At 68.6% G+C, this 24,075-nt stretch carries 17 protein-coding genes; 4 read left to right on the forward strand and 13 right to left on the reverse strand.

Features of this window, described 5'->3' with window-relative positions:
- Positions 1-171 precede the first annotated feature (171 nt).
- Both G9Q37_RS10825 and G9Q37_RS10830 read right to left on the reverse strand, forming a co-directional pair.
- Entirely contained in the window at positions 172-4,875 is a 4,704-nt protein-coding gene (locus G9Q37_RS10825; protein ID WP_205710637.1) for an AAA family ATPase, read from the reverse strand.
- A 326-nt stretch (positions 4,876-5,201) separates the two neighbouring features.
- Entirely contained in the window at positions 5,202-6,017 is an 816-nt protein-coding gene (locus G9Q37_RS10830; protein ID WP_166227208.1) for an alpha/beta fold hydrolase, read from the reverse strand.
- A gap of 162 nt (positions 6,018-6,179) precedes the next feature.
- On the opposite strand from G9Q37_RS10830, the gene G9Q37_RS10835 reads away from it, so the two are divergent.
- Both G9Q37_RS10835 and G9Q37_RS10840 read left to right on the forward strand, forming a co-directional pair.
- Positions 6,180-6,602: a universal stress protein gene (locus tag G9Q37_RS10835; RefSeq protein WP_166227209.1), complete on the forward strand. Its 423-nt coding sequence runs from the start codon at positions 6,180-6,182 to the stop codon at positions 6,600-6,602.
- Positions 6,572-9,058: a cation-translocating P-type ATPase gene (locus tag G9Q37_RS10840; RefSeq protein ID WP_166227210.1), complete on the forward strand. Its 2,487-nt coding sequence runs from the start codon at positions 6,572-6,574 to the stop codon at positions 9,056-9,058. Before G9Q37_RS10835 ends, G9Q37_RS10840 begins: the two co-directional genes overlap by 31 nt.
- Positions 9,059-9,085: 27 nt before the next feature.
- Here the strand turns inward: G9Q37_RS10840 and G9Q37_RS10845 are convergent, their stop codons facing one another.
- Genes G9Q37_RS10845 through G9Q37_RS10860 form a run of 4 tightly spaced genes read right to left on the reverse strand, consistent with a single transcriptional unit; the run spans position 9,086 to position 13,581 of the window.
- Positions 9,086-9,907 carry an SDR family NAD(P)-dependent oxidoreductase gene (locus G9Q37_RS10845; RefSeq protein WP_166227211.1) on the reverse strand — a complete coding sequence of 274 codons (822 nt, stop codon included), beginning with the start codon at positions 9,905-9,907 and terminating at the stop codon, positions 9,086-9,088.
- 26 nt (positions 9,908-9,933) lie between these two features.
- Positions 9,934-10,746, reverse strand: a complete 813-nt coding sequence (locus G9Q37_RS10850; RefSeq protein WP_166227212.1) for an enoyl-CoA hydratase/isomerase family protein — start codon at positions 10,744-10,746, stop codon at positions 9,934-9,936.
- A complete protein-coding gene (locus tag G9Q37_RS10855) occupies positions 10,743-12,599 on the reverse strand; it encodes an acyl-CoA synthetase (protein ID WP_166227213.1) in 1,857 nt (618 codons plus the stop codon). The genes G9Q37_RS10850 and G9Q37_RS10855 overlap by 4 nt, the downstream gene beginning before the upstream one ends.
- A 1-nt stretch (position 12,600) precedes the next feature.
- Positions 12,601-13,581 carry a Bug family tripartite tricarboxylate transporter substrate binding protein gene (locus G9Q37_RS10860; protein ID WP_166227214.1) on the reverse strand — a complete coding sequence of 327 codons (981 nt, stop codon included), beginning with the start codon at positions 13,579-13,581 and terminating at the stop codon, positions 12,601-12,603.
- A gap of 187 nt (positions 13,582-13,768) precedes the next feature.
- On the opposite strand from G9Q37_RS10860, the gene G9Q37_RS10865 reads away from it, so the two are divergent.
- Positions 13,769-14,545, forward strand: coding sequence for a helix-turn-helix transcriptional regulator (locus tag G9Q37_RS10865; protein ID WP_166227215.1), 777 nt, complete (start codon positions 13,769-13,771; stop codon positions 14,543-14,545).
- Between the two features lie 46 nt (positions 14,546-14,591).
- Here G9Q37_RS10865 and G9Q37_RS10870 read toward each other — a convergent pair whose 3' ends face one another.
- From G9Q37_RS10870 to G9Q37_RS10880, 3 genes are read right to left on the reverse strand one after another with little or no spacing between them, the layout of a single operon-like run.
- Positions 14,592-15,611, reverse strand: a complete 1,020-nt coding sequence (locus G9Q37_RS10870) for a TRAP transporter substrate-binding protein (protein ID WP_166227216.1) — start codon at positions 15,609-15,611, stop codon at positions 14,592-14,594.
- 31 nt (positions 15,612-15,642) lie between these two features.
- A complete protein-coding gene (locus G9Q37_RS10875) occupies positions 15,643-17,133 on the reverse strand; it encodes an indolepyruvate oxidoreductase subunit beta family protein (RefSeq protein WP_166227217.1) in 1,491 nt (496 codons plus the stop codon).
- The gene (locus G9Q37_RS10880) at positions 17,130-19,250 is read right to left on the reverse strand and encodes a thiamine pyrophosphate-dependent enzyme (RefSeq protein ID WP_166227218.1); all 2,121 of its coding nucleotides are present in this window, start codon (positions 19,248-19,250) and stop codon (positions 17,130-17,132) included. Before G9Q37_RS10880 ends, G9Q37_RS10875 begins: the two co-directional genes overlap by 4 nt.
- A 112-nt stretch (positions 19,251-19,362) precedes the next feature.
- Between G9Q37_RS10880 and G9Q37_RS10885 the strand changes: the two genes are divergently transcribed.
- Positions 19,363-20,286, forward strand: a complete 924-nt coding sequence (locus G9Q37_RS10885; protein WP_166227219.1) for a LysR family transcriptional regulator — start codon at positions 19,363-19,365, stop codon at positions 20,284-20,286.
- On the opposite strand, the gene G9Q37_RS10890 is transcribed toward G9Q37_RS10885, so the two are convergent.
- The 4 genes from G9Q37_RS10890 to G9Q37_RS10905 form a co-directional block, all read right to left on the reverse strand.
- Positions 20,273-21,445 (reverse strand): alpha-hydroxy acid oxidase, encoded by a 1,173-nt coding sequence (locus tag G9Q37_RS10890; protein WP_166227220.1) that lies wholly within the window; start codon positions 21,443-21,445, stop codon positions 20,273-20,275. The genes G9Q37_RS10885 and G9Q37_RS10890 overlap by 14 nt on opposite strands.
- On the reverse strand, positions 21,442-22,743 hold the full coding sequence (locus G9Q37_RS10895) for a TRAP transporter large permease (RefSeq protein WP_166227221.1): 1,302 nt from the start codon (positions 22,741-22,743) through the stop codon (positions 21,442-21,444). The genes G9Q37_RS10890 and G9Q37_RS10895 overlap by 4 nt, the downstream gene beginning before the upstream one ends.
- Positions 22,733-23,239: a TRAP transporter small permease gene (locus G9Q37_RS10900; RefSeq protein ID WP_166227222.1), complete on the reverse strand. Its 507-nt coding sequence runs from the start codon at positions 23,237-23,239 to the stop codon at positions 22,733-22,735. The genes G9Q37_RS10895 and G9Q37_RS10900 overlap by 11 nt, the downstream gene beginning before the upstream one ends.
- Before the next feature lie 274 nt (positions 23,240-23,513).
- Positions 23,514-23,987, reverse strand: coding sequence for an Lrp/AsnC ligand binding domain-containing protein (locus tag G9Q37_RS10905; RefSeq protein WP_166227223.1), 474 nt, complete (start codon positions 23,985-23,987; stop codon positions 23,514-23,516).
- Between the last annotated feature and the right edge of the window lie 88 nt (positions 23,988-24,075).

The following is a 24,075-nucleotide window of genomic DNA, read 5'->3' on the forward strand; positions in this document are numbered from 1 at the left end:
TGGTGGGTCGCTGGAAATGCCTTGAGCTCGGGGGCGGCGAGATGGAGTGGCGTTTGTCCGCTTGAGACTGGGTGCGGTCGTCCGATACTGACGGGTCTATAGCCGCAATCACCGCCTACGGACATTCGACCGACTTATTTGGGCTCTCCAACTTGGAGGCCGATGGTCGCATCAACCTCGCCGTACCGGCTTGCGCATTTTGGCTCGCGACCTACGCCGCACTGGCGCACGAGGGCTACTGCCGACCGGTGTGCGCTTGTCCAAATCCAGCGTCATTTCCTTGGCTTGCGGCATGTTGAACTCCAACATGCGCTCGAAGAGTACCAATCCGGCTGCGCGCTCAGAGGCACCCATGTCTTGTAGCTGCAGCGCTATGTCCAGCAACCATTCGGTGCTCAGGTACCAGGATGTCGCGATGTTACCCATCTGGTCGCCAGCCGTGTCGAGTAGTGCATGGACTACTTGGCAGACTCGCGTCGGTTCGGACACTACCAGCTTGACCAGCATTTCAGGCAGGCGCTCTGCTCGTCCGTTCTTCAACACGCTTGGGTAGACCACTAAGGCATCCAACAACTCTCTGGTCTCGGCATCCGCAGCGAACCCATCATTCATAAATATCGCCGACAACGCGGTCAGCACTCGCTCGTCGTTGCTACGCAGGAGGAGAAGCAAAATCGGATGAACCACTGGCCTAGTCATCGGCTCATGCCATAAGTTGGCAACGGTGTGCGCTACGCCTAGCGCTGCGTCTGAAGCAGCATCACCACTCAGCGTTTCAACCAGTTCACGGGACCAGTCTTCCGCGGGGAATAGGGCATGTCGTAAACAAGCCAATTCCCCCGCCCCTTGCTGCCCCACACTTGCCTTCTCAACAATACCCATTACCCATCGCCGTACCGCTGCAACCGAAGCCCAGCGAAACGCATGCGCGACGAATTGAGCCCAACCCTGCCCCACAAGGGTAGATGGCGCAGCCGCAATCACTTGATCTACAAGTGCCTCCACCCTAGAACGATCTGCCATCCTCAGATACGTAAGCTCGCGCTGCATCAATGCCTCCCAAACTCGAGATGACTCTGCGCGCGCGGCATGTCGCTCGAGAATGGAGAGCCAGCGATCAAGTCGCGGAGGTTCCACAGACAGACAGGCAGACGTTAGCGCCCTCAGCGTCGGGTAGTTCCCGTTCGGAAGCGTGGCAAGCGACCCATGTCCCCAAAGAACCGGTGAAGTGGAAGTCGTGTCCTTTGTATCCGCCTCGATCTCCGCAGCGTCCTCAGTCGCGCAGGGAATCAGCCAGCGCTCCATCCGATCGATGAGTTCGTTCGGGACAGGCGTCTCCTTGCTGGCCGCATTCGCGATTGCGTATGCGGCATCACACCGAAAGCCAGCGCCGACAAAACCCTTATCTTCCAGTTCGGCAATCAAGGAGTAGAACTCAGGTGCGGTAAGACCAGCCGGAATGAGTTCGCGAAGGGTACAAGAGACTGGAATCTCGTTGCGGCCGGGATCAAGCGAACGAAGGATGCGGAGGACTTTGGTTAGGTCGCGCTTGGCCAACTCGGCCAACTCACGACCTGCCTGTATGGCCCCGCCTTTCATTCGGTGCCGCGGATGATCCCAAGCTGCGTCATCGGTAAGCTCGCTGAAGACATTTAGGATGTCCGCGTCGGTGGCTCGATTCATCTGCTGAGCACTCACCGGACTCCCGATCCACTGGAAACCACCGAAATGCACATCCTTGTCGGTCAGACCGGGAAAGGCGCGCTCCTCTTCATCTACAAGCCGTTGAAGCGCAGCGCTTCTCCGCTCCTCGGGCAATGCCCTGAGCAATCGGAGTCGGTGCTGGCGCGCCCATTGCTGTCGTTGCTGCCTAGTGCCTGCATCATCTTGCTGCGCTACCTCGTTGTAGTAGCGCCAATCACGAAGGATGGTTTCTAGCTCCGCGTAGCTGGGGTCATCGAGCAGCGAACCGACCCCAGCAATCATTGCAATGCTCTCCTTGTGTACATCGGCGTACGACCCGAGAACAAGGCGCCGAGAATCTCCGCGCAAGTAGTCGAACACGCGCTGCGGTGCGTGAGCGGCGGCTCGTACAAGGCCTAGCGCCAAGAATCGGTGCACGAGAAGCAGCTCGGATTGGGCATTTGCAGTGACGAACTCCAGAAAACCATCTGGGTCAGAATCTGCCCAGCCTTGAATTCCGAGCTGAAATGAGCGAAGTAGGGGGCGCTCGTATCGAGCGTCTTCATCATCCAACTCTTGAAACATCAGCCCACTGTTTCTCCGATAGCCGATCACGACGCTCGGGGACTCAGAGGCAAAGTGCTGCAGCCCCTCAAGAAGCAGTGGCCACATGGCCATAACAAAGGCTCTAGGAGCAGCTTCGGCAATTACCTCCATCTCATGAAACTGGCGCTCCTCGAACGCGGCCTGAACGTTCTTGGTCATGACGACATAAGCCGTTTCATCGTCCTCAGGTGCGTTGGCTAGAGGCGCAGTAGCGGCGTCAATTCGGCGCCTGAGCCAAGCCGCAATTAACCTTGGCGCCTCCTCTGGCTGAGCTGCACTCACCACACCAGCTACATGCCCGATTGCCCACTCAGCAATCGGACTGCGACCGGCAATCAGGACAAAGCTGTCCAACCAAAGGCCGGCCTGCGGCGCGACGTCTCCGCCCCCCAGGGCCTGCCAGCTTAGGACGTCTCTATCTGCGTCGTCCAACCAATGCCGCCGAACAAGATCGACAACAGCCTCTGGGCTAAAGTGCAAAGCCTGTCGGAACATTGGCAACAGCGCCTGAGCTTGGTCCACCGGCAATGCCATCAATCTAGGAAGATGCGCTGGCAACAATGCGGCAAACCATCCGGGGCTTCCAACCGCGGCCCCGATGAAGCGGGGTAAGAACCACTGATCACTCATGGCCCGTTCTACGAGCTGACGTTCGGCAGACGTCGGCGTAGTCTGCAAGCCCAAGAACTCGATCAACAACATCTTCAGATGTGGGCGCAGGTCCGCCGCCCACAGCCGCCCGATTTCGACGCCGTACTCCTCCGGACTCGCCCCGCGAAAGTACCCCAGCGCATGCCACATCTGAGGACGAATGCGTAGACTCCCTTGCTGTGCTCGCACCGTTTCCGTGAGACTTCCGCTTTCCTCCAAGAAGCTGCGCGCACGCACAAATTCATACAGCGTTTGGTGTCGAAACTCCACTCGACCTGGCCCCTGGTCCAATCGGAGCAGCCCCGCAGCCGCTAGAGCCTGAATGTCCGTGTAGTGATCTTCCACTTGAACAAGAGGCAGCCCCAACACCTCACGGTCGGCCATCAACTTCGCCAAATGGCGCAGAGTTGCGCGGCGCCGGCCGGTTGCGTCACTTAGTACTTGAGTTTCCCATTGCTTTTCCAGCAACCCCTGAAAGCTTCTCAAGACTTCTGGCTCAGTAGCCCCACCGAGAAGAGATAGGAAGATTTCCAGGGCATGTGGCGACCGCAAAACTTGCTGAATATCCTGATTCCACACGTCGACCTGAAGGCCCCGTGCCGCTAGGACTGGCTGGACTGTCGACCACTCTGGTAGCTCCAACCGGATGACGGTCGCGTCAAGATTGCGAAGTGCGGGATCATGCTTTTGCTCAAAGGTGCGGCACGAGATGACGGTGTGCACCCCTTCTGCTTCGGATAGGTCTTGAACTAAGTCCAGCAGTACACGCAAGCGCGCTGAGTGCTGGACAACCAGGTCAGCCAATGCATCCACCTGATCAATGAGCACCAGCACAGGCACAGTTCTAGCGAGGCCGCGCAGAATGGTGGCAGTGTCGGCCTCCAGATTCAGATGCTTTGAGAGTGCCTGCCGATCTAACACGTCCGACGGGAGTCGGTCAGCCTTGATGGCAAGCACGCACCAGTCTGCCGCCTGCCTCTCCTGAGCCAGTCGTACCAGTAAAGAGGACTTCCCGCATCCTGGATCTCCTAGCAAAAAATGCGTGCTCGACGACTCGGCAGCAAGACTCTCAATCAATGAGCTCAGCTCTGGGCGATGAAGCCACGTCCCATCCGACAACGTGCTAGGCCAGCTCAGCAATGGAGCCGACGCACTTCGCAACGTCGTCGGAACGTCAGATGAACTCGCCCAGGGCGTCGAGCGTCGCCTATCAGCCGCCGGAGGGGGCCCCTCCGGGCCCCTAGCCATACCCTTCAGAAACTCGACCAATGCCTTGTGGATGAGAGCTTGGCGCGACTTCGGCTTAGCTATCTCGATGTGGTCCCCGTCGATGGCAGTAGGGTTGACTCCTGCAATTCCCGGGTCGCTGCTATTCCTATCAACGATCAGCTGCCGCCCGCCAAGCGCAAGGCCAAATACTCGGCGTCCAATGAAAACGCCCTTGGATTCAAAGAAGACTCGCACTCTGAAGCTGCGTTGCACTTGCAGGTATCGAAACTGCCCATTCAACAACTTCAGCCAGGCGTCATCGCTGACCATGTTGGTAACCTGAGCGTTCGTCCTCAGCAGGAGGCGCAACTTGTCCGCGACGGTAGCAAGACTTGACCCCTGGTGCGGAGTGCCCACGAATACAACGCCAGCAATTCGCTCCAGTAACGTTACCCGAAGTGGATCCCCGAGAGCCTGTGCTTGCGTCATGCCAGACTTGATAACCAGGCCACCTAGGCTATGGCCCACCAAGACGATCCTGTGGTCTTGCAAGTCTCGCTCGACCTGCAAGGCAGCAAACAGCGCTTCGCCTAGATCGGAAAGATGCATGGCGGCATCTGTCCAGCCGGACAGTGCAGCACCGTATCCTGCGACCCAGACATTGCATCCGACTTCTTCGCCGATCCAACCTGGCCAGAGAGTCGCGCGGTCCTTCGGGTTGTGCATCCACGTAGACCATGCATCTCCACCGAGACCGTGTACGAAGACAACGTGCAGTGCATCCGGCACCGAAGCCATATGTACACGTGTCAAGGTTGTCATTCGCAGCCTCCCAGTTTCAACTTAGGCACCATTGTGTCTGACCAAATAGTGCGATCAGGACGGCTAGAAGCGGGTTTCTCGATACGTGTCGCGTGTACCAGTTTGAGACGGAAACTGCAGGCGCCCCCTTCACCTGCAGGGATAGTGTGAACGGCAGCACTCAACCGAAACCGCCAGTTCACCTGAAATGTGCGACCGACCGCAGCTGCTGCAAAGCAGCCCCCTCCCCCTCACGGCAACCCCGCAATCCACCCCTTCACCTGCTCCACCGCCACATCCGGCGTATTCACATGCCCAGCCTCCACCACCAGGTAGCGGCTCGCGGGGTGCGGTGGGGCCTTGGCGTAGGCGAAGGCTTCGCCCGCGGGATACAGCGGGTCTTGCGTGCCGATCACCCACAGAAACGGCACAGCCTTCTTGAAGCGCTCGGCCGTGCCGGGCATGTGGCCCAGGCCCTCGGGGTCGAAATAGCTCAGCAGCACGTCGGCGCGCATGCGCACGTTGCGGGTCTGGCCCTGGTTGAGGTCGGCCATGGTGAGCATGGCCGCGCCCTCGCCCGCGGCCACCTTGGCGCGCGCTTCGTCCACCGCCTCGCGGCCAATGCCGCGGCGGTAGGTGAACGCGGGTGAATGCCCGGGCGCCAGCGCGATCACGCCATCGGCATCGCCGTGTTGCGCCATGTAGGCCAGGGCCGCGTTGGCGCCAAAGCTGTGGCCGGCCAGCAGCACGCGCTGGAAGCCCTGGGCGCGAAACTGGCGCACCTCGTCGGCGATCTGTTCGAGCGCCTGCGGGTAGGGCACGTCGTAGCCGCGCCGCGCCGACCACGGCATGTCGATGGACTTCACCGTGCATGCCGGCTCGAGCCGGCGGCCGAAGAAGCCGATGGCCTGCGGGTTGCCCCACTTGCCGTGCATGAGCACCACGGCACAGGCCTTGTCGGCGGTCTGGGCGCGCGCCGGTGAAGCCGCGCAGAGCCACAACAGCGCGGCGGCCACCAGCGCTGTCGCCTGCCACAGAAAACGGCGGTTGATGCGGTCAAAGATCATGTTCAGCTCCCCCTGTGAAACGAGGGGCCACGATACACCGCGCCTTCACCGCGCGGGGCGCGCAGCGGCGATGGCATGCGTGAAGGCATGTGCAGCGCAGCGGGCTTGATCTGCAGGCGCGCCGCGGACCATACTGGTCAGAACCCCAAAGGAGGCCTCGCCTTGAAGATCCTCGTCGCCGTGGACGGCAGTCCCTACACCCAGCGCGTGCTGGCCTTCATCGCCAGCCAGCCCCAATGGCTGGGGCCGCAACACCGCTACACGGTGCTGCATTGCGTGCTGCCCCTGCCCCACCGCGCCGCCGCCTTCGTCGACCGGCCGCAGGTGCAGGCCTTGTACCGCGACGACGCCGAGACGGTGTTGCGCCCGGTGCGCGCGTTCTTCGCCGAACACCAGCTGAAAGCGCGCTTCGTCCACCGCATGGGCAGCGCCGCATCGGCCATCGCCCGCATGGCCGATCGCGAGGGCTTCGACATGGTCATCCTGGGCTCGCACGGGCACGGCGCGCTGGCCGGCCTGGTCATGGGCTCGGTGGCCACCAAGGTGCTGGCCTCATGCCGCACACCGGTGTTGCTGGTGCGCTGAGCGCCGCCGGCGCAGATCGCGCGGATGGCGCTGACATCGCACAGGGCCTCACCACGGCGCAGGCCCAGGAGGCCCTGCGCAGCCACGGCTTCAACGACATCGTGGCGCCCACCGCGAGCGGCTGGAAGGTGGTGGCGCGCGACACCGCGCGCGACCCCATGCTGTGGTTTCTGGCGTTCTCCTCGGGCCTGTTCGCTCTGCTGGGCCAGCACACCGAATCGCTGACGCTGCTGCTGGCCCTGGCGCCCCTGCTCGGCATGGACGCGTGGCTGCACCGGCGCACGTCCGCGTCGTCGGCGGCCCTGGCGGGCCGGCTGGCCAGTTCGGCGCGCGTGCTGCGCGATGGGCAGTGGCAAGACATCGCGGCCCGCGAGCTCGTGCCCGGCGACCTGGTTGAGGTGGCGCCGGGCGGCTACTTTCCCGCCGATGGCCTGCTGGTCGGCGGGCACGGGCTGCAGGTGGACGAGTCGACGCTGACCGGCGAATCGCTGCCGGTGCCCAAACGCGCCTTGGACGCCGAAGCACCGGCCACGGAGCACCAGGTGCCCGAGTTGCAGCGCGGCCGCGCGGGCACGCGGCTGCTGACCGGCCAGGCGCGGCTGCGCATCGTGGACACCGGGGGCGACACGCGTTACGGCGCGATCGCGCGCTCGGCCACCGAGGGCAGCCACGCCGCCACCCCGCTGCAGCGCGCGATCGGCCAGCTGGTGCTGGTGCTGCTCGGCGTGGCCCTGCTCATGTGCGCCGCCCTCGCCGCCATACGGCTGTGGCACGGGCACGGCTGGATCGATGCGCTGCTGAGCGCGGTGACCCTGGCCGTGGCGGCGATCCCCGAGGAGTTTCCCGTGGTGTACACCGGCTTCCTCGGCGTGGGGGTGTTCCGGCTCGCGCGCAAGAAGGCGCTGGTGCGGCGCGCGGTCGCGGTGGAGAACATCGGCCGCGTGAGCTGCATCGTGTCCGACAAGACCGGCACCATCACCGCCGGCACGCTGGTGCTGGCCCACCGCGCGCCGGCCGAGGGCCTTGACGAAGACACCGTGCTGCAGAGCGCCACCTTCGCTGCCCGCCCCGACAGCGGTGACCCGCTCGATCAGGCCCTGCACGCGGCCGCCGGTCCCCTGCCGCCCGCCACGCGGCTGGCCGAATTCCCGTTCACCGAAGCGCGGCGCCGCGAGACCGCCGTGCTGCGGCTGGCCGACGGCACCACCACGGCCTTCACCAAGGGCGCGCCCGAAACCGTGATGGCCTTGTGCGCGCTGACCGAAGCCGAACACGCTGCATGGACCGAGCGCATCGAGGCCTACGCCCGCTCGGGGCACAAGGTGATCGCCTGCGCGCGGCGCGCGCTGCCCGCGGGCGCGGCGCCCGACACCGAAGCCGCCGAGGGCTTCAGCCTCGTCGGCCTGCTGGCTTTTGAAGACCCGGTGCGCGACGGCGTGCGCGAGGCCATTGCCGACTGCGTGGCCGCGGGCATGCGCGTGATCATGGTCACCGGCGACCACCCGAGCACCGCCGAGGCCATTGCGCGCGAGATCGGGCTCGGGGGCGGCCAGCCCCGGGTGATCGTGCTGGCCCCGGGCGACGACGCCGCGGCCGCGCTGCGCGCGCACGGCGGCGTTCACGTGGTGGCCCGCGCCACGCCCGCGCAGAAGCTTGCGCTGGTGCAGGCGCTGCAGGCCGACGGCGAGCTGGTGGCCGTCACCGGCGACGGCGTGAACGACGTGCCCGCGCTGCGCCTGGCCGACATCGGCGTGGCCATGGGCGAACGCGGCACGCGCAGCGCGCGCGAGGTGGCGCCGGTGGTGCTGCTCGACGACAACTTCCGCACCATCGTGCACGCGGTGGGCGAAGGCCGCCAGCTGTTCCAGAACCTGCGGCTGGCGTTCGCCTACCTGCTGCTCGTGCACCTGCCGCTCGTGGCCGCCGCCGCCGCGGTGCCGCTCATGGGCCTGCCGCTGCTGCTGCTGCCGATCCACATCGTGTGGCTGGAGTTGGTGATCCACCCCACCGCCCTGCTGGCCTTCCAGGGCCTGCCGGCGGCGGGCCCACTCGCCCCGGTGCAGCACCACCACCGGCGCGCGCGTTTCTTCTCGGCCGGCGCCTGGGGCGCGATCGTGCTGATCGGCGGGCTGGTGAGCGTGGCCGTGGTGGGGAGCTACCTGCACGCGCTGGGCGCCGACCGCCAGGTGGAGCACGCGCGCGCGATGGCGCTGGGCGTGCTGCTGGCAGCCAGCGCCGGCTTCACCGCCGGCCTCGCGGGCCTGCGCCGGGCGAGCCCGCGCTGGCTGGTGGCGGGCACGCTGCTGTCGCTGGGCCTGCTGGTGCAGGTGCCGGCGGCCAGCGCGTGGCTGGGGCTGCGGCCGCTGCACCCGGCCGATTGGGGCCTGGTGGGGCTGGCGTTCGTGCTCACGGCGGTGGCGGGCCGGGCGCAGGCCGCGAGCATGCGCGGGCCATGATCGCCGCCTTGCCCGCGCCCGCGCGCCTCAAAGCCCGCCGCTGGCCATGAGCACGTGGCCCGACACGTAGTCGCTCTCGGGGTAGCAGAGCAGCGCGATCGCGCCCGCGGCCTCTTCGGTGCTCGCGCCGCGGCCCAGCGGAATCTGCGCTTCGAGCGCGCGCACCTGCTCGGCCGGGATGCCGGCGGGAATGGCGCGGCCTTCGATGTCGACCTGCGTGGCGCTGCCCTTGTCCACCGCCTGCGTCATGCGCGTGACCACGTAGCCGAAGGCCACCGCGTTCACGTTCACGTGGTAGCGGCCCCACTCGCGCGCGAGCGTGCGCGTGATGCCCACGATGCCGGCCTTGCCCGCGGCGTAGTTGGTCTGGCCCGCGCTGCCCAGGATGCCCGCGATGGACGACACGTTGACCACCTTGCGCTGCACGCGCCGGCCTTCGGCGTTCTCGCGCTTGGCGGCCTCGCGCAGGTGGCCGGCCGCGGCGCGCAGGATGCGGAACGGCGCCTTGAGGTGGATGTCCAGCATGGCGTCGAACTGCTCGTCGCTCATCTTCTGGATCACGCCGTCCCAGGCGTAGCCCGCGTTGTTGACGATGATGTCGAGCCCGCCGTGGTTGTCGAGCGCGGCCTGCACGAAGCGCTCGCCGAAGCCGGGGTCGGTGACGCTGCCGGGGCAGGCCGAGGCCTGGCCACCGGCGGCGCGGATCTCGGCCACCACCTGCTCGCACAGCGCGGCGTCGAGGTCGTTCACAACCACGGTGGCGCCTTCGGCGGCGAGCTTGAGCGCGGTGGCGCGGCCGATGCCGCGGCCCGAGCCGCTGACGATGGCGATCTTGTTCTGGAGCTTCATGGGGTTCTCGCCCGGTAGGTGGAGGTTCATTGCCCGCGGTAGACGGGTTCGCGCTTTTCCATGAAGGCGCGCGGGCCTTCGCGGGCGTCGGCGCTGGCCATCACCCGCGCCTTGGCCTCGTCTTCGAGGCGGTAGGCCTGATCGAGCGGCAGGCCGCTGGCGGCCACCACGGTGCGCTTGACGGCCTGCACGGCCACGGGGCCGTTGCGCGCGATCTTCTCGGCCAGGGCCAGGGCCTGCGGCATCAGCTCGGTCGCGGGCAGCACGCGGTTCACCAGGCCCAGGCGCTGCGCCTCGGCGGCGCTGATGGCATCGCCCGTGAGCATGAGCTCCATGGCCACGGCCTGCGGGATCTGGCGCGGCAGCCGCGCGAGCGAGCCCGCGAAGGGGATCAGCGCGCGCTTGACCTCGGGCAGCGCAAAGGTGGCGTGCTCGGCGCACAGGCGGATGTCGGTGCCGAGCAGGATCTCGAAGCCCGCGGCCATGCAGGCACCGTTCACCGCGGCGATCACCGGCTTGTCAAGCGGGTAGTCGCGCAGGCCCGAGGCGGCCATGACCAGCGGCTCGTTGAGCACGCGGTGGTCCCAGGCGTCCTGCGGCTGGCGGTCGCCGCTCATGAGCGGCAGCGTGCGCGCAAGGTCACCGCCCGCGCAGAAGGCCTTGTCGCCACTGCCGGTGAGGATGGCCACGCGCAGCGACGGGCTCTGCGCGAAGGCCACCACGTGGTCGGCAAGCTGGCACAGCATGCGCGGCGTGAGCGCGTTGCGCGACGCGGGCGCGTCGAGCGTGAACACGGCGATGTCGCCCTGCGTCTCGAAACGGACCTGGCCTTCGCTCATGACTCTTCTCCTTGCACCGCCACGCGGTAGGCCAGCGGGAACGGCGCCATGATGGCCCGAACCGCTTCGGCGTGCTGCGCGGCCGCCTCGGCGTTGCGCGCGGCGAACAGCACCTGCAGGCCGCTGCTGGCATCGGCCACGCGGATCTCGAACGCGTCGGCCAGCCCGGCCCTGGCCAGGCGCTCGCCGAGCGCGGTTTCGCAGGCCATGGCGCGCAGGCGCGGCTTGAACACCTTGCCCACCGCGGTGAGCGGCACGCTGGGCACGATCTGCACGCGCTTGGGGTAGGCCGGCCGCTCGGGGATGCGGGCGTTCGCGAAGGCCGAGAGTTCTTCGGGCGTGACCGATGCGCCCGGGCGCACCGACACGTAGACCACCGCGACCTCGCCCGCGTACTCGTCGGGCTCGCCCACGGCCGCGGCCACCATCACATCGGGGTGCTGCAGCAGCGCTTCTTCGATCTGCTGCGGATCGATGTTGTGGCCGCTGCGGATGATCACGTCCTTGGCGCGGCCGGTGATGAACACGCGGCCTTCGGCGTCGATGTGGCCGATGTCGCCGGTGATGAGCCAGCCCTGGTCGTCGAAGGTGCCGGTGTTGCGGCGCGCGTCGGTGTAGCCCGGGCCCACGTTGGGGCCGCGCAGGCGCACGATGCCGCTCTCGCCGGGCGCGCAGCGCTGGCCCTCGGCGTTCACCGCCACCACCTCGGTGTAGGGCAGCGGCAGGCCGCACGAGCCCGGCGTGCGCGGGCCCAGGAAGGGCTCGATGCTCACCACGCCCGCGCACTCGGTCATGCCCAGGATGTTGCGCACCGCGATGCCGTAGCGGCGCTCGAAGGCCTGCGCGAGTTCGTTGGGCAGCGGCGAGCCGCCCGTGAGCAGCGCGCGCACCGAGCCGCGCGAGGCCTGGCCCGGTTCGAGCTTGAGCAGCGTGCCCATCACCGTGGGCACGGCCGCGAGCAGGCTCACGCGGTGCTGTTCGACGAAGTCCCAGTAGCGCTGCATGAAGGTGGTGTTGCGCAGGCCGAGCAGCGTGGGCAGCACGATCTGCGCGCCACTGAGCAGCACCGACAGGCCGTACACGAAGGCCCCGGCCACATGGAACAGCGGAAAGCCGTTGAGCAGCGTGTCGCGCTCGTCCATGGCGTAGAACTGGGCCGCGCACCACGAGGAATGCAGCTGGTTGCTGTGGCGGTGCTGCGCGAGCTTGGGCGCGCCCGTGGTGCCGCCGGTGTGGAACAGCGCGGCCACGCGGTCCGCGCCGGTGGTGATGGCGGGCGCGAGCGCGTCGCCGGGCATGGCGTCCACTGCGGTCATGAAGTCGCGCGCGCCGGGCGCGCCGCCCACGGCGAACACGTGCTGCAGGCCCGGGCATTCGCGCGCCACGGCGCTGGCCTTGCTCCAGATGTCGAGCTCGGGGTGCGGGCCCAGCGCCACCAGGATCTGGCAGCCCGACGTCTGCACGAGCTCGGCGATGTGCGCGGGCTCGAGCAGGTAGTTGATGGGACACACCACGCCCGCGGTCTCGCCACCCCAGAGCGTGAGGTGCGCCTCGGGGATGTTGGGCAGCAGCATGGCCACGCGCGGGCCCCGGCCCTCGGCATCGGGCGGCACCAGCGCGGCGAACAGGTTGGCGGTGCGGTGGATGCGCGCCAGCAGTTCGGCGTAGGTCCAGGTCTGCACCGGCTGCGCCGGGTCGGGCTCGCGCACGTAGGTGATGGCCGGGCGATCGGCGTGCCGAAGCGCCGCGGCGCGCAGCGCGTCGTACACGTGCGTGTGCGGCATGAACTGCGCGTACGGCAGTTCGCCGAGGGCCGCCACGTCGGCCTGGGTCTGGATGCGATGTGGCGCCATCTCAGTCGCCGCGGAAGCCCGATGCCTTCACGATCCCTGCCCAGCGCGGGTACTCGGCACGCAGCATGCGGTCGGTATCGGCGCGCGAGAGCCCGGTGACGCTGAAGCCCGCCTCGACGATCTTGGCCTTGGTGTCGGGCGACTGCACCGCCGCGGCCGCTTCGCGCGCCAGCAGGTCGAGCACGGCGGGCGGCGTGGCCGCGGGCGCCATCAGCGCGAACCAGGCCGACACGTCCATCTTGGGGTAGCCCGCCTCGATCATGGTCGGCACCTGCGGCAGCAGCGGCGAGCGCACGGGCGCGCTGGTGGCCAGCGCGCGCATCTTGCCGCCCTTGATCTGTGCCGCGCCCAGCGCGGTCGACACGAAGGCGCCGGCCACGTCGCCATTGATGATGCCGGTCACGGCATCGCCGGTGTTGCGGTAGTGCACCGGCTCGATCTTGAAGCCCGCGGCCTCGGCGAAGACCTCGGCGCCGAAGTGGCCCGGGCTGCCCGCGCCGAAGGTGCCGAAGTTGATCTTGTCGCCGCGCGCCTTGGCGGCCTTCACGAAGTCGGCCACGGTCTGGTGCGGCGAGTTCGCGGGCACGGCCAGCAGCAGGTCGACCTTGCCCACCTCGCTCACGCCGGTGAGTTCGCGGGCCGGGTCGTATTGCAGCTTGCTGAACGCGGGCGGTGCGATGGCGATCGAGCCGACCTCGCCGAGCAGCAGGGTGTAGCCGTCGGGCTGGGCCTTGGCCACGGTCTGCGCCGCGATCTGGCCGCCCGCGCCGGGCTTGTTGTCCACCACCACCTGCTGCTTGAGCAGCTCGGCCATGCGCTGCGCGAGGAAACGCGCGAGCACGTCGGGCGCGGTGGCCGGCGGGTAGCCCACCACGATGCGGATCGGGTACGCGGGGTAGGTCTGGGCCAGGGCGGTGACGGGCAGTTGGGCGGCGGCCAGCAGGGCCGTGCCGGCCACGAAGTGGCGGCGCGAAAGGGTCATGGTCTTGTCTCCGGAGAATGGTTCGGGAGCCCCAGTGTGGCCACGGCCGCGGCCGCAGGCTGTCTACCGAGAGGGAGACAAAACGCGCGCTGCGCCCCGCCGCGTTTCAGGGAAAACCCGGGGAAACCCCGGGGCCGCGCTGCGCGCGAGCGCGCGTAGAGTTCCATACAGTACTGTCTGGAAGCGCATGCAGCTCATTCCCCTGCCCCTTGCCCCGTCGCGGCCCGCCCCGCGCGCGGCGCTGGACACGCTCACCGGCTTCATCGGCACCGTGGGCGCCGACGACTTCGGCCAGCGCGCGCTCGCGCAACTCAACCAGTTGCTGCTGGTGTCCTCGTGGTCGGTGTTCCGGCTGCACGACGACCGGCCGCCGTCCATGCCCGCCTCGGGCACCTACGGCCTGCCCGACCACACGGGCGACTCGTGGAAGACCTACCGCGAATCGCTGTACCAGCGCGACCAGACCTTCGTGGCCGCGCGCGACCAGGCGCGCCACACGCCCGAGATGCTGGTGCACTGGAACGCGCGCGAGATCCCGCGGCCGCACCGCGAGCGCATCTACACCCGCGCGGGCCTGCGCGAGCGCCTGTCGCTGATCGGGCGCGACAGCGAGCCCGGCCTGCTCTCGGTGAACCTCTACCGCCACGAAGGCCAGCGGCCCTTCAGCGACGACGAGATCGATGCCGTGGGCAGCGCGACCTCGCTGCTGCTCGCCTGCGTGAAGCGCCACATCGCGCTGTCGTCGGTGGCCACGCAGACGCGCAGCGCGCTCGATGCGCTCACGCGGCGCGAGCGCGAGGTCTGCGAGCGGCTGCTCAAGGGCCTCACCTACGACGGCATCGCGGCCGACATGGGTGTGTCGGCCGGCACCGTGAAGACCTACCGCAACCGCGCCTTCGAGCGGCTGGGCATCCACCACCGCAACCAGTTGTTCGCGCTGGTGAGCCGGCCGGGGGCGGTTTAGGCGGCCGTGGGAGCATCAGGCCGCCGCGTCCGCGGCGGCCCCTGACTCAGTTCGCCTTGCGGCTCTCCAGCTCGCGCTTGAGCTCGCCCAGGATCTGATCCGCGTTGCCGCCGGCGCGTTGCACGTCTTGCGCCCAGCGCTGGTACAGCGGCTCGGCCGCCTTGTGCCAGGCTTCCTGCTGTGCGGGCGTGAGCTTCACGATGGTGTGGCCCGCGGCTTTTTCGAGCTTGGCCTGGCCCGAGTCCTCGAAGTCGCCCCAGGCCGCGCCGACCTTGGCGGCCCACTCGTTGCTGCAGTGGTCGTCGATGACCTTCTTCTGCGCCGCGCTGAGCTTGCCGTACCACGCCGGGTTCATCACCCAGACGAAGTTGGCGCTGTACAGGCGCATGTCGTTGTGGAACTTCACCGCCTTGTCCACGCCGAAGCTCAGCGTGGAATCCCAGGGGAAGGTGATGGCGTCGGCAATGCCTTTTTCGAGCGCGTCGCGCGACTCGGGCGCCGACACGCTCACGTTGGTGCCGCCCAGCAGCGTCACGAACGAGGCCACGGTGCCGTTGGCGGGGCGGATCTTCATGCCGCGGATCTGCGCCGGGTCGGTAATGGGCTTCTTGGAGTGCAGCGTGCCGATGTGCTGGTGCGCGAAGCAGTACTTCACGTCCTTCATTTCCTTCTCGGCGTACTTGCGGTACCAGGCGTCGAGCGCGGCCGAGCCCGGGCCGGGGCGCGCGCTCATGAAGGGCAGCTCGGAGGCCGCGAAGATGGGGAAGCGGTTGGCCTGGTAGCCCGGGCTCACCCAGGTCATGGCGGCAATGCCGTCGCGCGCCATGTCGTAGTGGTCGGGCGCCTTGCCGAGCTGCTGCGCAGGGAACAGCATGACCTTGATGCTGCCTTTGGACGCGGCCTCGACCGACTTGGCCCAGGGCTCGAAGCCGGTCTTGGACAGCGAATGCGTGCCCGGCAGCCAATGGCCGAAGTTGAGTTCGACGGCCTTGTCCTGGGCCTGTGCGGCACCGGCAGCGAGGCCGAGCGCGAGCGCGGCGGCCGTGAAGAGGGTGGTCTTGAACACGTTGTCTCCTGTTGTGGTGGGGTGAAAAAACTCAGGGGCGCACCGGGCGGCGCACGATGCGGATGGGTTGCACGAGCGGGCGGCCGAGCACGCCCGAGAGCTGCCGGCCTTCCGGGTCGGCGAGCGCGGCCTGGCGCAACGCCTTCAGGCGTTCGGCCGGCGCGCCCTGCGCGGCTTCGTCCAGCAGCGCGCCGAGGTTGCGGTGGCCGCGCTTGTGCGTGTCGCCGTAGCCCTTGACGAGGTTGCCCGCGAGCGCGATCTCCAGCGCCGCGGCCTCGTGCATGCGGGCCTCGATGGCCGCGAGCCAGCGCGCGATGGCCGCGTGTTCCTCGGCAAAGCGCGCGGTGCGACGGCGCAGGCCTTTGAGCGAACGCAGCGCGCACAGCATGAGAAAGCCGCGCAGCGTGTCTGTACGCACGTGCAGGCCCCGGTTCCAGGTCCGGCCCTCGGTGGCGCGACGGAACCAGCGCGACAGCGCGGGCGGCAGCAGGGAGGCGATCTCGTCGAGGCCGGGCTTGAGGTATTCGGTGGTGAGCAAGGGTTCGCCGGGCTTGGCGCCCACCTCGCGGCGCACGCGGTCGAGGCGCTCCTTGCGCGTCTTGAGCTGGGCCACGCGGATCACGTCTTCGTAGGCCATCCACAGCGCCAGGTGGCGCGCGGTCTCGCGCGTCACGTCCAGGCGCTCATGCCCGTCGCGGCCCGAGGCCTGCTCGGCCGCGAGCACGCGCTGCACGGTGTCGAGGTATTGCCCGGCGTAGCGCGCGTCCTGGTACTCGGTGGTGAGGGCCACGCCCGCGGCCACCACCGCGTGCAGCGGCTCGGGCAGCGCGCGCACGCGCGCAGGCAGTTCGTGCAGGCCCTTCACGCCCTCGGCCAGTTGCTGCGTGGCCTGCACGCGGCCCTGGGCCGCGTCGAAGCCGGCGGCAAAACCGCGCAGGCTGGCCTTCACCGCCTTGCCCGAACGCTCGATGGCGCGTTCGCAGGCCTCGCGCGCAAACGGCAGCACGCCCGAGCCGGCCATGGCGCCGAACAGCACGGTGTTGATCACGGTGCCGTGCTGCTGCGCGAGCGCGCGCATGTCGAGCAGCACGCTCGCGCGCGCCTGGCGCTGCGCGGCGTCGAGCACGCGGCCGCTGTCGAAGCGGCCGTCGCCCATGGCCGCCTTCTCCGACACCGCGTACTCGCGGTGGGTCGAGGCCACGAGCAGCGTGCGCTCGGGGTGCACGTAGCCGTTCTGGATCGCGCGGCCGGCCTCCATGAGCTCGGACGCGGCCACCAGGTCGACCTGGCCCACGGTGGGCGTGAGCGAAAGCACCGGCTCACGCCCGCCCAGCGCGGCGCGGCTCTCGGGGTAGATCTCGACGTAGTAGGTGGTGGCACCGGTGCGCTGGGCCACGCCGGGCACCGAGGTGCTCTGTACCGGGAAGCCCGCTTCCATGGCGGCGTCGATGAGCCAGTCGGCCAGCACGCCGCCGCCCTCGCCGCCCATGGCGCCGATGAGGATGCACAGGGGTTGCGTCATGCCGCGAGCCTTTCGATGAGGGCGCCGCGCACGCGCGCCATGAAACGTTCGAAGGCGCCGGGGTTCTGCACCACCTCGGCCTTGTAGAAGGAGGGGCAGAGCACGGCCGCGTGCGCGTTCTCGCCGCACAGGCCGCAGCCCACGCAGCCGGTGTTCACCGCGGCCACGGGGTCGGTGCGCAGCGGGCTGGGGTTGGGCTTGATGGTGAGCGAGGGACAGCCCGAGAGGCGGATGCACGAGTGGTCGCCGGTGCACACGTCGTCGTCGATGCCGAATCGCGTGCGCACCACGCGCTCGCCGCGCTGCAGCTGCTCGGCCAGCTTCGGCTTGATGCGGCGCTGGCGTTCGAGCTGGCATTCGCCGTCGGCGATGATGACCTTGAGCCCGCCTTCTTCGGTGGACATGGCCTCTTCGAGCACCTTCACCATGTCTTCCACCTGGTAGCTGCCCACCTTGCGGATCCATTGCACGCCCACGCCGCGCAGCGCCTTCTCGATGTCCAGCGTGAGCGGCTTGGCCGCGGGCTGCGACGGCGAGGACGGAATGGCCTGCGTGCCGGTGGCCGAGGTGTAGCCGTTCTGCAGGATCACGAGCACCGAGTCCTGGCCGTTGTAGACCGCATTGACCACGCCGCTGGTGAAGCCGTTGTGCCAGAAGCCGCCGTCGCCCATGATGCTCACGGTGCGGTTGGCCATGAGCGGACCCACGCCCGACGAGCTCGCCAGACCCAGGCCGTAGCCCAGCACCGTGCTGCCCACGTTGAAGGGCGGCAGCGAGCCGAAGGTGTGGCAGCCGATGTCGGCGTTCACGTGCACCTGGCCGAGCTTTTGCTGCATCTGCTTGATGGCCGAGAACACCGGCCGCTCGGGGCAGCCGATGCAAAAGCCCGGCGGCCGGGTGGGCACGGGCGCGCCGATGGCGCTGCCCGCCTGCGCCTTGTGTTCGCGCAGCGCGCGCGCCCGCGCCGTGACCGGCGTGAGCGCCAGACCGGCGGGCGTTTCGAGTTCCAGGAAACGCGCCAGGCCTTCGAGCACCACGTCGCCGGTGTATTCGCCCGCCATGGGGAACACGTTCTTGCCGTGCACGCGCGTGGCCACGCCGGCCTTGCGCAGCACCGCGTGGATCGCGTCTTCGATGTAGTTGGGCTGGCCCTCTTCCACCAGCAGCACGGCCTGCTTGTCGCGGCAGAAATCGAGCAGCTCGTCGGGCACCAGCGGGTACACCACGTTGAGCACGTAGATCGGCAGCCTGGACTGGCCGAAGGCATCGGCCAGGCCGAGCTGCTGCAGGCCGCGGATCAGGCCGTTGTAGAGGCCGCCGGGCACGATCAGGCCCACGTCGCCGAGCTCACCCTCGAAGCGCTCGTTGAGGCCCGCTTCGCGGATGAAGCGCAGCGCGGCCGGCCAGCGCTGTTCGACCTTCTGGCGTTCGTGCTGGTAGATGGAGGGCGGCAGGTTGATGCGGCCGTAGTCGAAGGCGGCCTGCTCGATGGGCTGGCGCAGCGAGACCGCGGGCGCGCGGTTGTCCTTGCATTCGAAGTGGCCGTGCACGTGGCAGGCGCGGATGCGCAGCTGCAGCATCACCGGCGTGCTGCTCGCTTCCGAGAGTTCGAAGCTGCGCTCCACCGCGTCCACGATGGAGCCGAGGTTGGGCCGCGGGTCCATGAGCCAGATCTGCGACTTCATGGCGAAGGCGTGGGTGCGCTCCTGGATGATGGACGAGCCCTCGCCGTAGTCCTCGCCGAGGATGATCAGCGCGCCGCCCGTGACGCCGGCCGACGCGAGGTTGGACAGCGCGTCGGACGCGACGTTGGTGCCCACCGTGCTTTTCCAGGTGACCGCGCCGCGCACCGGGTAGTGGATGGACGCGGCCAGCATGGCGGCGGCGCCGGCCTCGGAGGCATTGGCCTCGAAGTACACGCCCAGCTCCTGCAGCAGCTCGCGCGCGTCGCCGAGCACGTCGATGAGGTGCGAGACCGGCGCGCCCTGGTAGCCGCCGATGTAGCTCACGCCCGACTGCAGCAGGGCTTTGGTGACGGCGAGGATGCCCTCGCCGTGAAAGGTCTGGCCGCCGGCCAGCCGCAGCGACCGGACCTCGGCAGCGAACGATCGCTCCATGCGTGAATGTCTCCGTGGAATGCGCCGGGGGCGCTGGTGTTGTCCGCGGATGCTAGGGAGCGAGCCGCATAAATCCTATCGATAGAATCCTTGTTACACATCGAACAACAAGATGGCGAAGACCCCGGCAGACGACATCCCCACCCGCTTCGACCTGAACCTCGTGCGCGCCTTCGTCTCGATTTACGAGACCCGCAGCGTCACCCAGGCCGCGGAGCGGCTCAACCTCACGCAGCCCACCATCAGCCACGCGCTGGCGCGGCTGCGCGTGCTCTACAACGACCGCCTGTTTTCACGCGGCAGCGCGGGCCTGGTGCCCACCGCGGTGGCCGAACGGCTGCACGAGCAACTGAGCGTGGCGCTCATGGCCATCGAGGGCACGCTCGACTCGCGCGCGAGCTTCCAGCCGCTGCACTCCACGCGGCGCTTTCGCATCGCGCTGTCCGACATCGGATCGCTGTTCTTCACGCCGCCGCTGCTCAAGCGCTTCCAGGTGGAGGCGCCCAGCATCCAGGCCGAATTCGTGCAGCTCAACGACACGCTGCTCGACGAGCTCGCGCGCGGCACGCTCGACCTCGCGATCGGCAACCTGCCCAGCCTGCACACGCACACGCGCAACGAGCTGCTGTTTCGCGAGCGCTACGTGTGCCTGCTCGCGCACGACCACTCCTGCACCGACGCGGTGATCGACCTCGACACCTTCAGCCGCGCGCGGCATGTGATGGTCACCTCGCCCTCGTCGGGCCATGCGCTGATCGACGGCGCGCTGGCCGAGCGCGGCGTGCAGCGCCGCGTGGTGGCGCTGGTGCCGCAGTTCTCGGTGCTGCCCAGCCTGGTGGAAGACAGCGACCTGGTGGTGGTGCTGCCCAGCCGCGTGGCCGAGCTGTTCGTGAGCCAGCGCCGCCTGCGCATGGCCGAACTGCCGGTGCCCATCCCCGATTTCGAGGTGCGCATGCACTGGCACGCGCGGCAGGAAAACGCCTCGGCGCACAAGTGGCTGCGCGACGAGGTGCGCCGCTCGCTCAGCGGGCTGTGAGCCGGGCCGTGAACGCCTCGGCGAAGGCCGGCGCGAGCTGACCGCGCCCGAGTTCGCGCAGCGAGGCCGCGCCCATCAGCGTCATCGTGCGTTCGATCTCGCTGCCGATCAGCGCAAGCGCCTCGCGCGCGCCGGCCTCGCCGCCCGCGGCCAGGCCCCACACCGCGTGGCGGCCCAGGAACACGCCACGGGCGCCCAGGGCCACCGCCTTGAGCACGTCGCTGCCGCGGCGAAAGCCGCTGTCGGCGAACACCGGCACGCGGCCCTCGACCGCGTCCAGGATGCCGCCGAGCACCGAGATGCTCGAGGGCGCGGCGTCGAGCTGGCGGCCGCCGTGGTTGGACACGATCAGCCCGTCCACGCCGGCCTGCAGCGCGCGCCGCGCGTCGCCGTGGTGCAGCACGCCCTTGAGCAGCAGCGGCCCGCTCCAGAGGCCGCGCAGCCAGGCCAGGCTGTCCCACACCAGGCTGCGGTCCATGGCGCGCGCGAGCAGCGCAGCCTGCACCTGGGCCGAGGCCGCGCCATCGGCGTGTTCCGAGAGGTTCACGAAAACGGGCGCGCCCTGGCGCGCCATGCCCAGCGACCACGCCGGGTGGCTGGCCAGGTCCCAGAGCATGCGCGGGCCGGGGCGGAACGGCAGCCGGAAGCCGTTGCGCACGTCGCGCTCGCGCAAGCCGCTCACGGGCACGTCCACCGTGAGCACCAGGGCCTCGAAGCGCGCGGCCTTGGCGCGGCGCACGATCTGCTCGGCGATGGCGCGTTCCCCCATCACGTAGAGCTGCATCCACAGCACGGCCTCGGGCGCGGCCGCGCGCACCGCCTCCAGGCGCGCGTTCGATGCCGTGGACAGCACGAAGGGCAGGCCCTGCGCGGCCGCCGCGCGCGCGAGCAGCACGTCGCCCTGCGGGCGCACCAGGCCGTTGAAGCCCACGGGCGCCACGCCCACCGGATGCGCCCAGCGCCGGCCGAACACCTCGACCGCGGTGTCGATGGTGCTGGTGTCGCGCAGGCAGTTCGGCACCAGGCGCAGCGCGTCGAGGTCGTCGCGGTTGCGGCGCAGGCAGCGCTCGTCCTCGGCGCCGCCGTCCACGTAGTCGAACACAAAGCGCGGCAGGTAGCGCCGCGCGCGGGCGCGGAAATCGTCGGTGCGCAGCGTCATGCAATGAGGCCGGGCAGCCAGAGCGAGAGCGAGGGGAAGGCGCAGAGCACCAGCAGGCGCAGCACGTCGGCCGCGATGAAGGGCATGGTGCCGCGGTAGATGCGGCCCAGCGACAGGTCGCGCGCGATCGAATTGATCACGAACACGTTCATGCCCACGGGCGGGCAGATCATGCCGAAGGTCACGGCCATGACCACGATCACGCCGAACCACACCGGGTCGAAGCCCAGCTGCACCATGGCCGGGAACACGATGGGCACGGTGAGCAGGATCATCGCCAGCTCGTCCATCACCGCGCCCAGGATCAGGTAGCCCACCATGATGAGCGCGAGCACGCCGTAGGGGCCGATGGGCAGGTGCACGAGAAAGGCCACCGCGTTCTGCGTGAACTGCGTGATGGTGAGGAAGTAGCCGAACAGGTAGGCGCCGACCACGATGGTCATGATGGCCGAGGACACGCGCAGCGCGCCGATCAGCGCGCCCTTGATCTGCGGCCAGCGCAGCCGGCCGCGCGCGATGCCGATCAGCAGCGTGCCCGCCGCGCCCACGCCCGCGGCTTCCTGCACGGTGAACAGGCCGCCGTAGATGCCGCCGAGCACGAACACGAACAGCAGCACCACGGCCCACAGCGGCTTGAGCGAGGCCAGGCGCTCGCCCCAGCCGTGGCGCTCGCCGCGCGGCATCCACTCGGGGCGCACGCGCGCGATGATGGCCACGGTGATGGCGTAGAACGCGATCGCCATGAGGCCCGGCACCACGCCGGCCGCAAACAGCTGGGTGATGTCGACCTCGGTCATGAGGCCGTAGAGCACCAGGATCACCGAGGGCGGGATCATGATGCCCAGCGTGCCGCCCGCGGCGATCAGGCCCGCGGACACGCCGGGCTCGTAGCCCGCGCGGCGCATCTCGGGCAGGGCCACCTGGGTCATGGTGGCGGCCGTGGCCACCGACGAGCCGTTGATGGCCGAGAAGCCGCCGCAGGCCGCGATGGACGCGAGCGCGAGACCGCCGCGCCGGTGGTGCAGCCAGGCCCTGCCGGCCGCGAACAGCTCGGCGCTCATGCCCGAGTGCGAGGCGAAGGCCCCCATGAGGATGAACATGGGAATGACGATGAGGTTGTAGTCGGTGAGCACCGACAGCGGCACGTTGGCCAGCAGGTTCAGGCCGGGCGTGAAGCCCGCGAGCGCGCCGAAGCCCGCCACGCCCGCGATGCCCATGGCCACGCCGATGGGCACGCGCAGCGCCATGAGCGCGAACATGCCGACGAAGCCCAGCAGGGCGACGAGATCACGATCCATGGACGGCCTCCGCGTTCGCGCCCTCGGCGTCGTCCAGGCGGGCCTCGCGGCCCAGCGGCAGCTGCAGCAGGCGCACCAGCGCCAGCCCCGCGGCCACCGTGGCGCCGACCGCACCGGCGCTGTAGAACCACACCAGCGGCAGGCGCAGGTCCATGGTGCTCTGGCTGCCGGTGCCGCCCACCTTCACCCACACCATCCAGGCCAGCGGCACGAGGAAGGCCAGCGTGATCGCGGTGGCGAGCAGGTCGATCCACAGGCGGCCGCGGCGGCCCAGCGCTTCCCACAGCAGGTCGACCGCGATGTGGTTGCCGTAGTAGGTGGCGATGGCGATGCCCCAGAACATGGCCACACCGAGCAGCATCTGCGTGCCGTCGAACCAGTCGGGGATCTGCCAGTCGAAGCAGTAGCGCACGAACACGTTGGCCGCGGTGAGCAGCGCGATCAGCAGCAGCGCGAGCGCGGCCAGGGTTTCGACGAGGGAGAGCAAACGCTTCACGGCGCCCCCTTCGTCGTGTCGTTGTTGGAAGGGTTCAGGCCCATCGTCGTGTCTCCGTTGTTGTGTGACCGGCCTGCGCTGGCCGGCCTTCTTGGCGGGACCGGACTGTATGGGCGAGGCTGCGCGCTGTCGAATAGACCGCAACGATGCGGCGCATGGATGGCGTCGATGTGCGCGGCGGCGCAAGGCGGTACAAGGCGATGGCGATCGCCGTGCGATCGCGGTCCGATCGCCGTCTATGTGCAACAGCGACCGGATCGATGGGCGAAGGCGCTCAGCCCAGGTGCAGCTTGGCCGAGCTCTTCACCTCTTCCATCACCGCGTAGGTGCGCGTCTCGCGCACGCCGGGCAGCTGCCACAGCACCGTGCCGGCGAAGCGGCGGTAGGCCTCCATGTCGGCCACGCGCGTCTTCACGAGGTAGTCGAAGCCGCCCGCGACCATGTGGCATTCGAGGATCTCGGGGCGCACCTGCACCGCGGCGCGGAACTGTTCGAACACGTTGGTGGTGGTGCGGTCGAGCAGCACCTCGACGAACACCAGCAGGCCCGCGCCCAGCAGGGCCGGGTTCAGCCGCGCCTCGTAGCCCAGGATGTAGCCCTCACGCGTGAGCCGCTGCACGCGCGCCAGCACCGCCGTGGGCGACAAGGCCACCGCTTCGGCGAGCTTGAGGTTGGAGATGCGGCCATCGTCCTGCAGGGTCTGCAGGATGCGGCGGTCGATACGGTCGAGTTCGCTCGCCTCGCTCATGGTAGTGAATCCTTCGGTGAAATCGACAAACTTTCGAACAATATGCCATGAAATATGCACGAGACTGCGTTCATCGCACATCCTCTCG

Origin of the sequence: Hydrogenophaga crocea, assembly GCF_011388215.1 — a bacterium.
In the GTDB taxonomy this organism is placed as follows: Bacteria; Pseudomonadota; Gammaproteobacteria; order Burkholderiales; family Burkholderiaceae_C; genus Hydrogenophaga; species Hydrogenophaga crocea.

Excerpts from the sequence above, each read along its gene's own strand:
- G9Q37_RS10860 (WP_166227214.1), bottom strand. The coding sequence starts at position 13,581 with ATGACCCTTTCGCGCCGCCACTTCGTGGCCGGCACGGCCCTGCTGGCC.
- G9Q37_RS10830 (WP_166227208.1), bottom strand. The coding sequence starts at position 6,017 with ATGATCTTTGACCGCATCAACCGCCGTTTTCTGTGGCAGGCGACAGCG.
- G9Q37_RS10825 (WP_205710637.1), bottom strand. The coding sequence starts at position 4,875 with ATGCACAACCCGAAGGACCGCGCGACTCTCTGGCCAGGTTGGATCGGC.
- G9Q37_RS10850 (WP_166227212.1), bottom strand. The coding sequence starts at position 10,746 with ATGAGCGAAGGCCAGGTCCGTTTCGAGACGCAGGGCGACATCGCCGTG.
- G9Q37_RS10880 (WP_166227218.1), bottom strand. The coding sequence starts at position 19,250 with ATGGAGCGATCGTTCGCTGCCGAGGTCCGGTCGCTGCGGCTGGCCGGC.
- G9Q37_RS10890 (WP_166227220.1), bottom strand. The coding sequence starts at position 21,445 with ATGACGCTGCGCACCGACGATTTCCGCGCCCGCGCGCGGCGCTACCTG.
- G9Q37_RS10845 (WP_166227211.1), bottom strand. The coding sequence starts at position 9,907 with ATGAAGCTCCAGAACAAGATCGCCATCGTCAGCGGCTCGGGCCGCGGC.
- G9Q37_RS10875 (WP_166227217.1), bottom strand. The coding sequence starts at position 17,133 with ATGACGCAACCCCTGTGCATCCTCATCGGCGCCATGGGCGGCGAGGGC.
- G9Q37_RS10840 (WP_166227210.1), top strand. The coding sequence starts at position 6,572 with ATGCCGCACACCGGTGTTGCTGGTGCGCTGAGCGCCGCCGGCGCAGAT.
- G9Q37_RS10885 (WP_166227219.1), top strand. The coding sequence starts at position 19,363 with ATGGCGAAGACCCCGGCAGACGACATCCCCACCCGCTTCGACCTGAAC.
- G9Q37_RS10855 (WP_166227213.1), bottom strand. The coding sequence starts at position 12,599 with ATGGCGCCACATCGCATCCAGACCCAGGCCGACGTGGCGGCCCTCGGC.
- G9Q37_RS10905 (WP_166227223.1), bottom strand. The coding sequence starts at position 23,987 with ATGAGCGAGGCGAGCGAACTCGACCGTATCGACCGCCGCATCCTGCAG.
- G9Q37_RS10895 (WP_166227221.1), bottom strand. The coding sequence starts at position 22,743 with ATGGATCGTGATCTCGTCGCCCTGCTGGGCTTCGTCGGCATGTTCGCG.
- G9Q37_RS10865 (WP_166227215.1), top strand. The coding sequence starts at position 13,769 with ATGCAGCTCATTCCCCTGCCCCTTGCCCCGTCGCGGCCCGCCCCGCGC.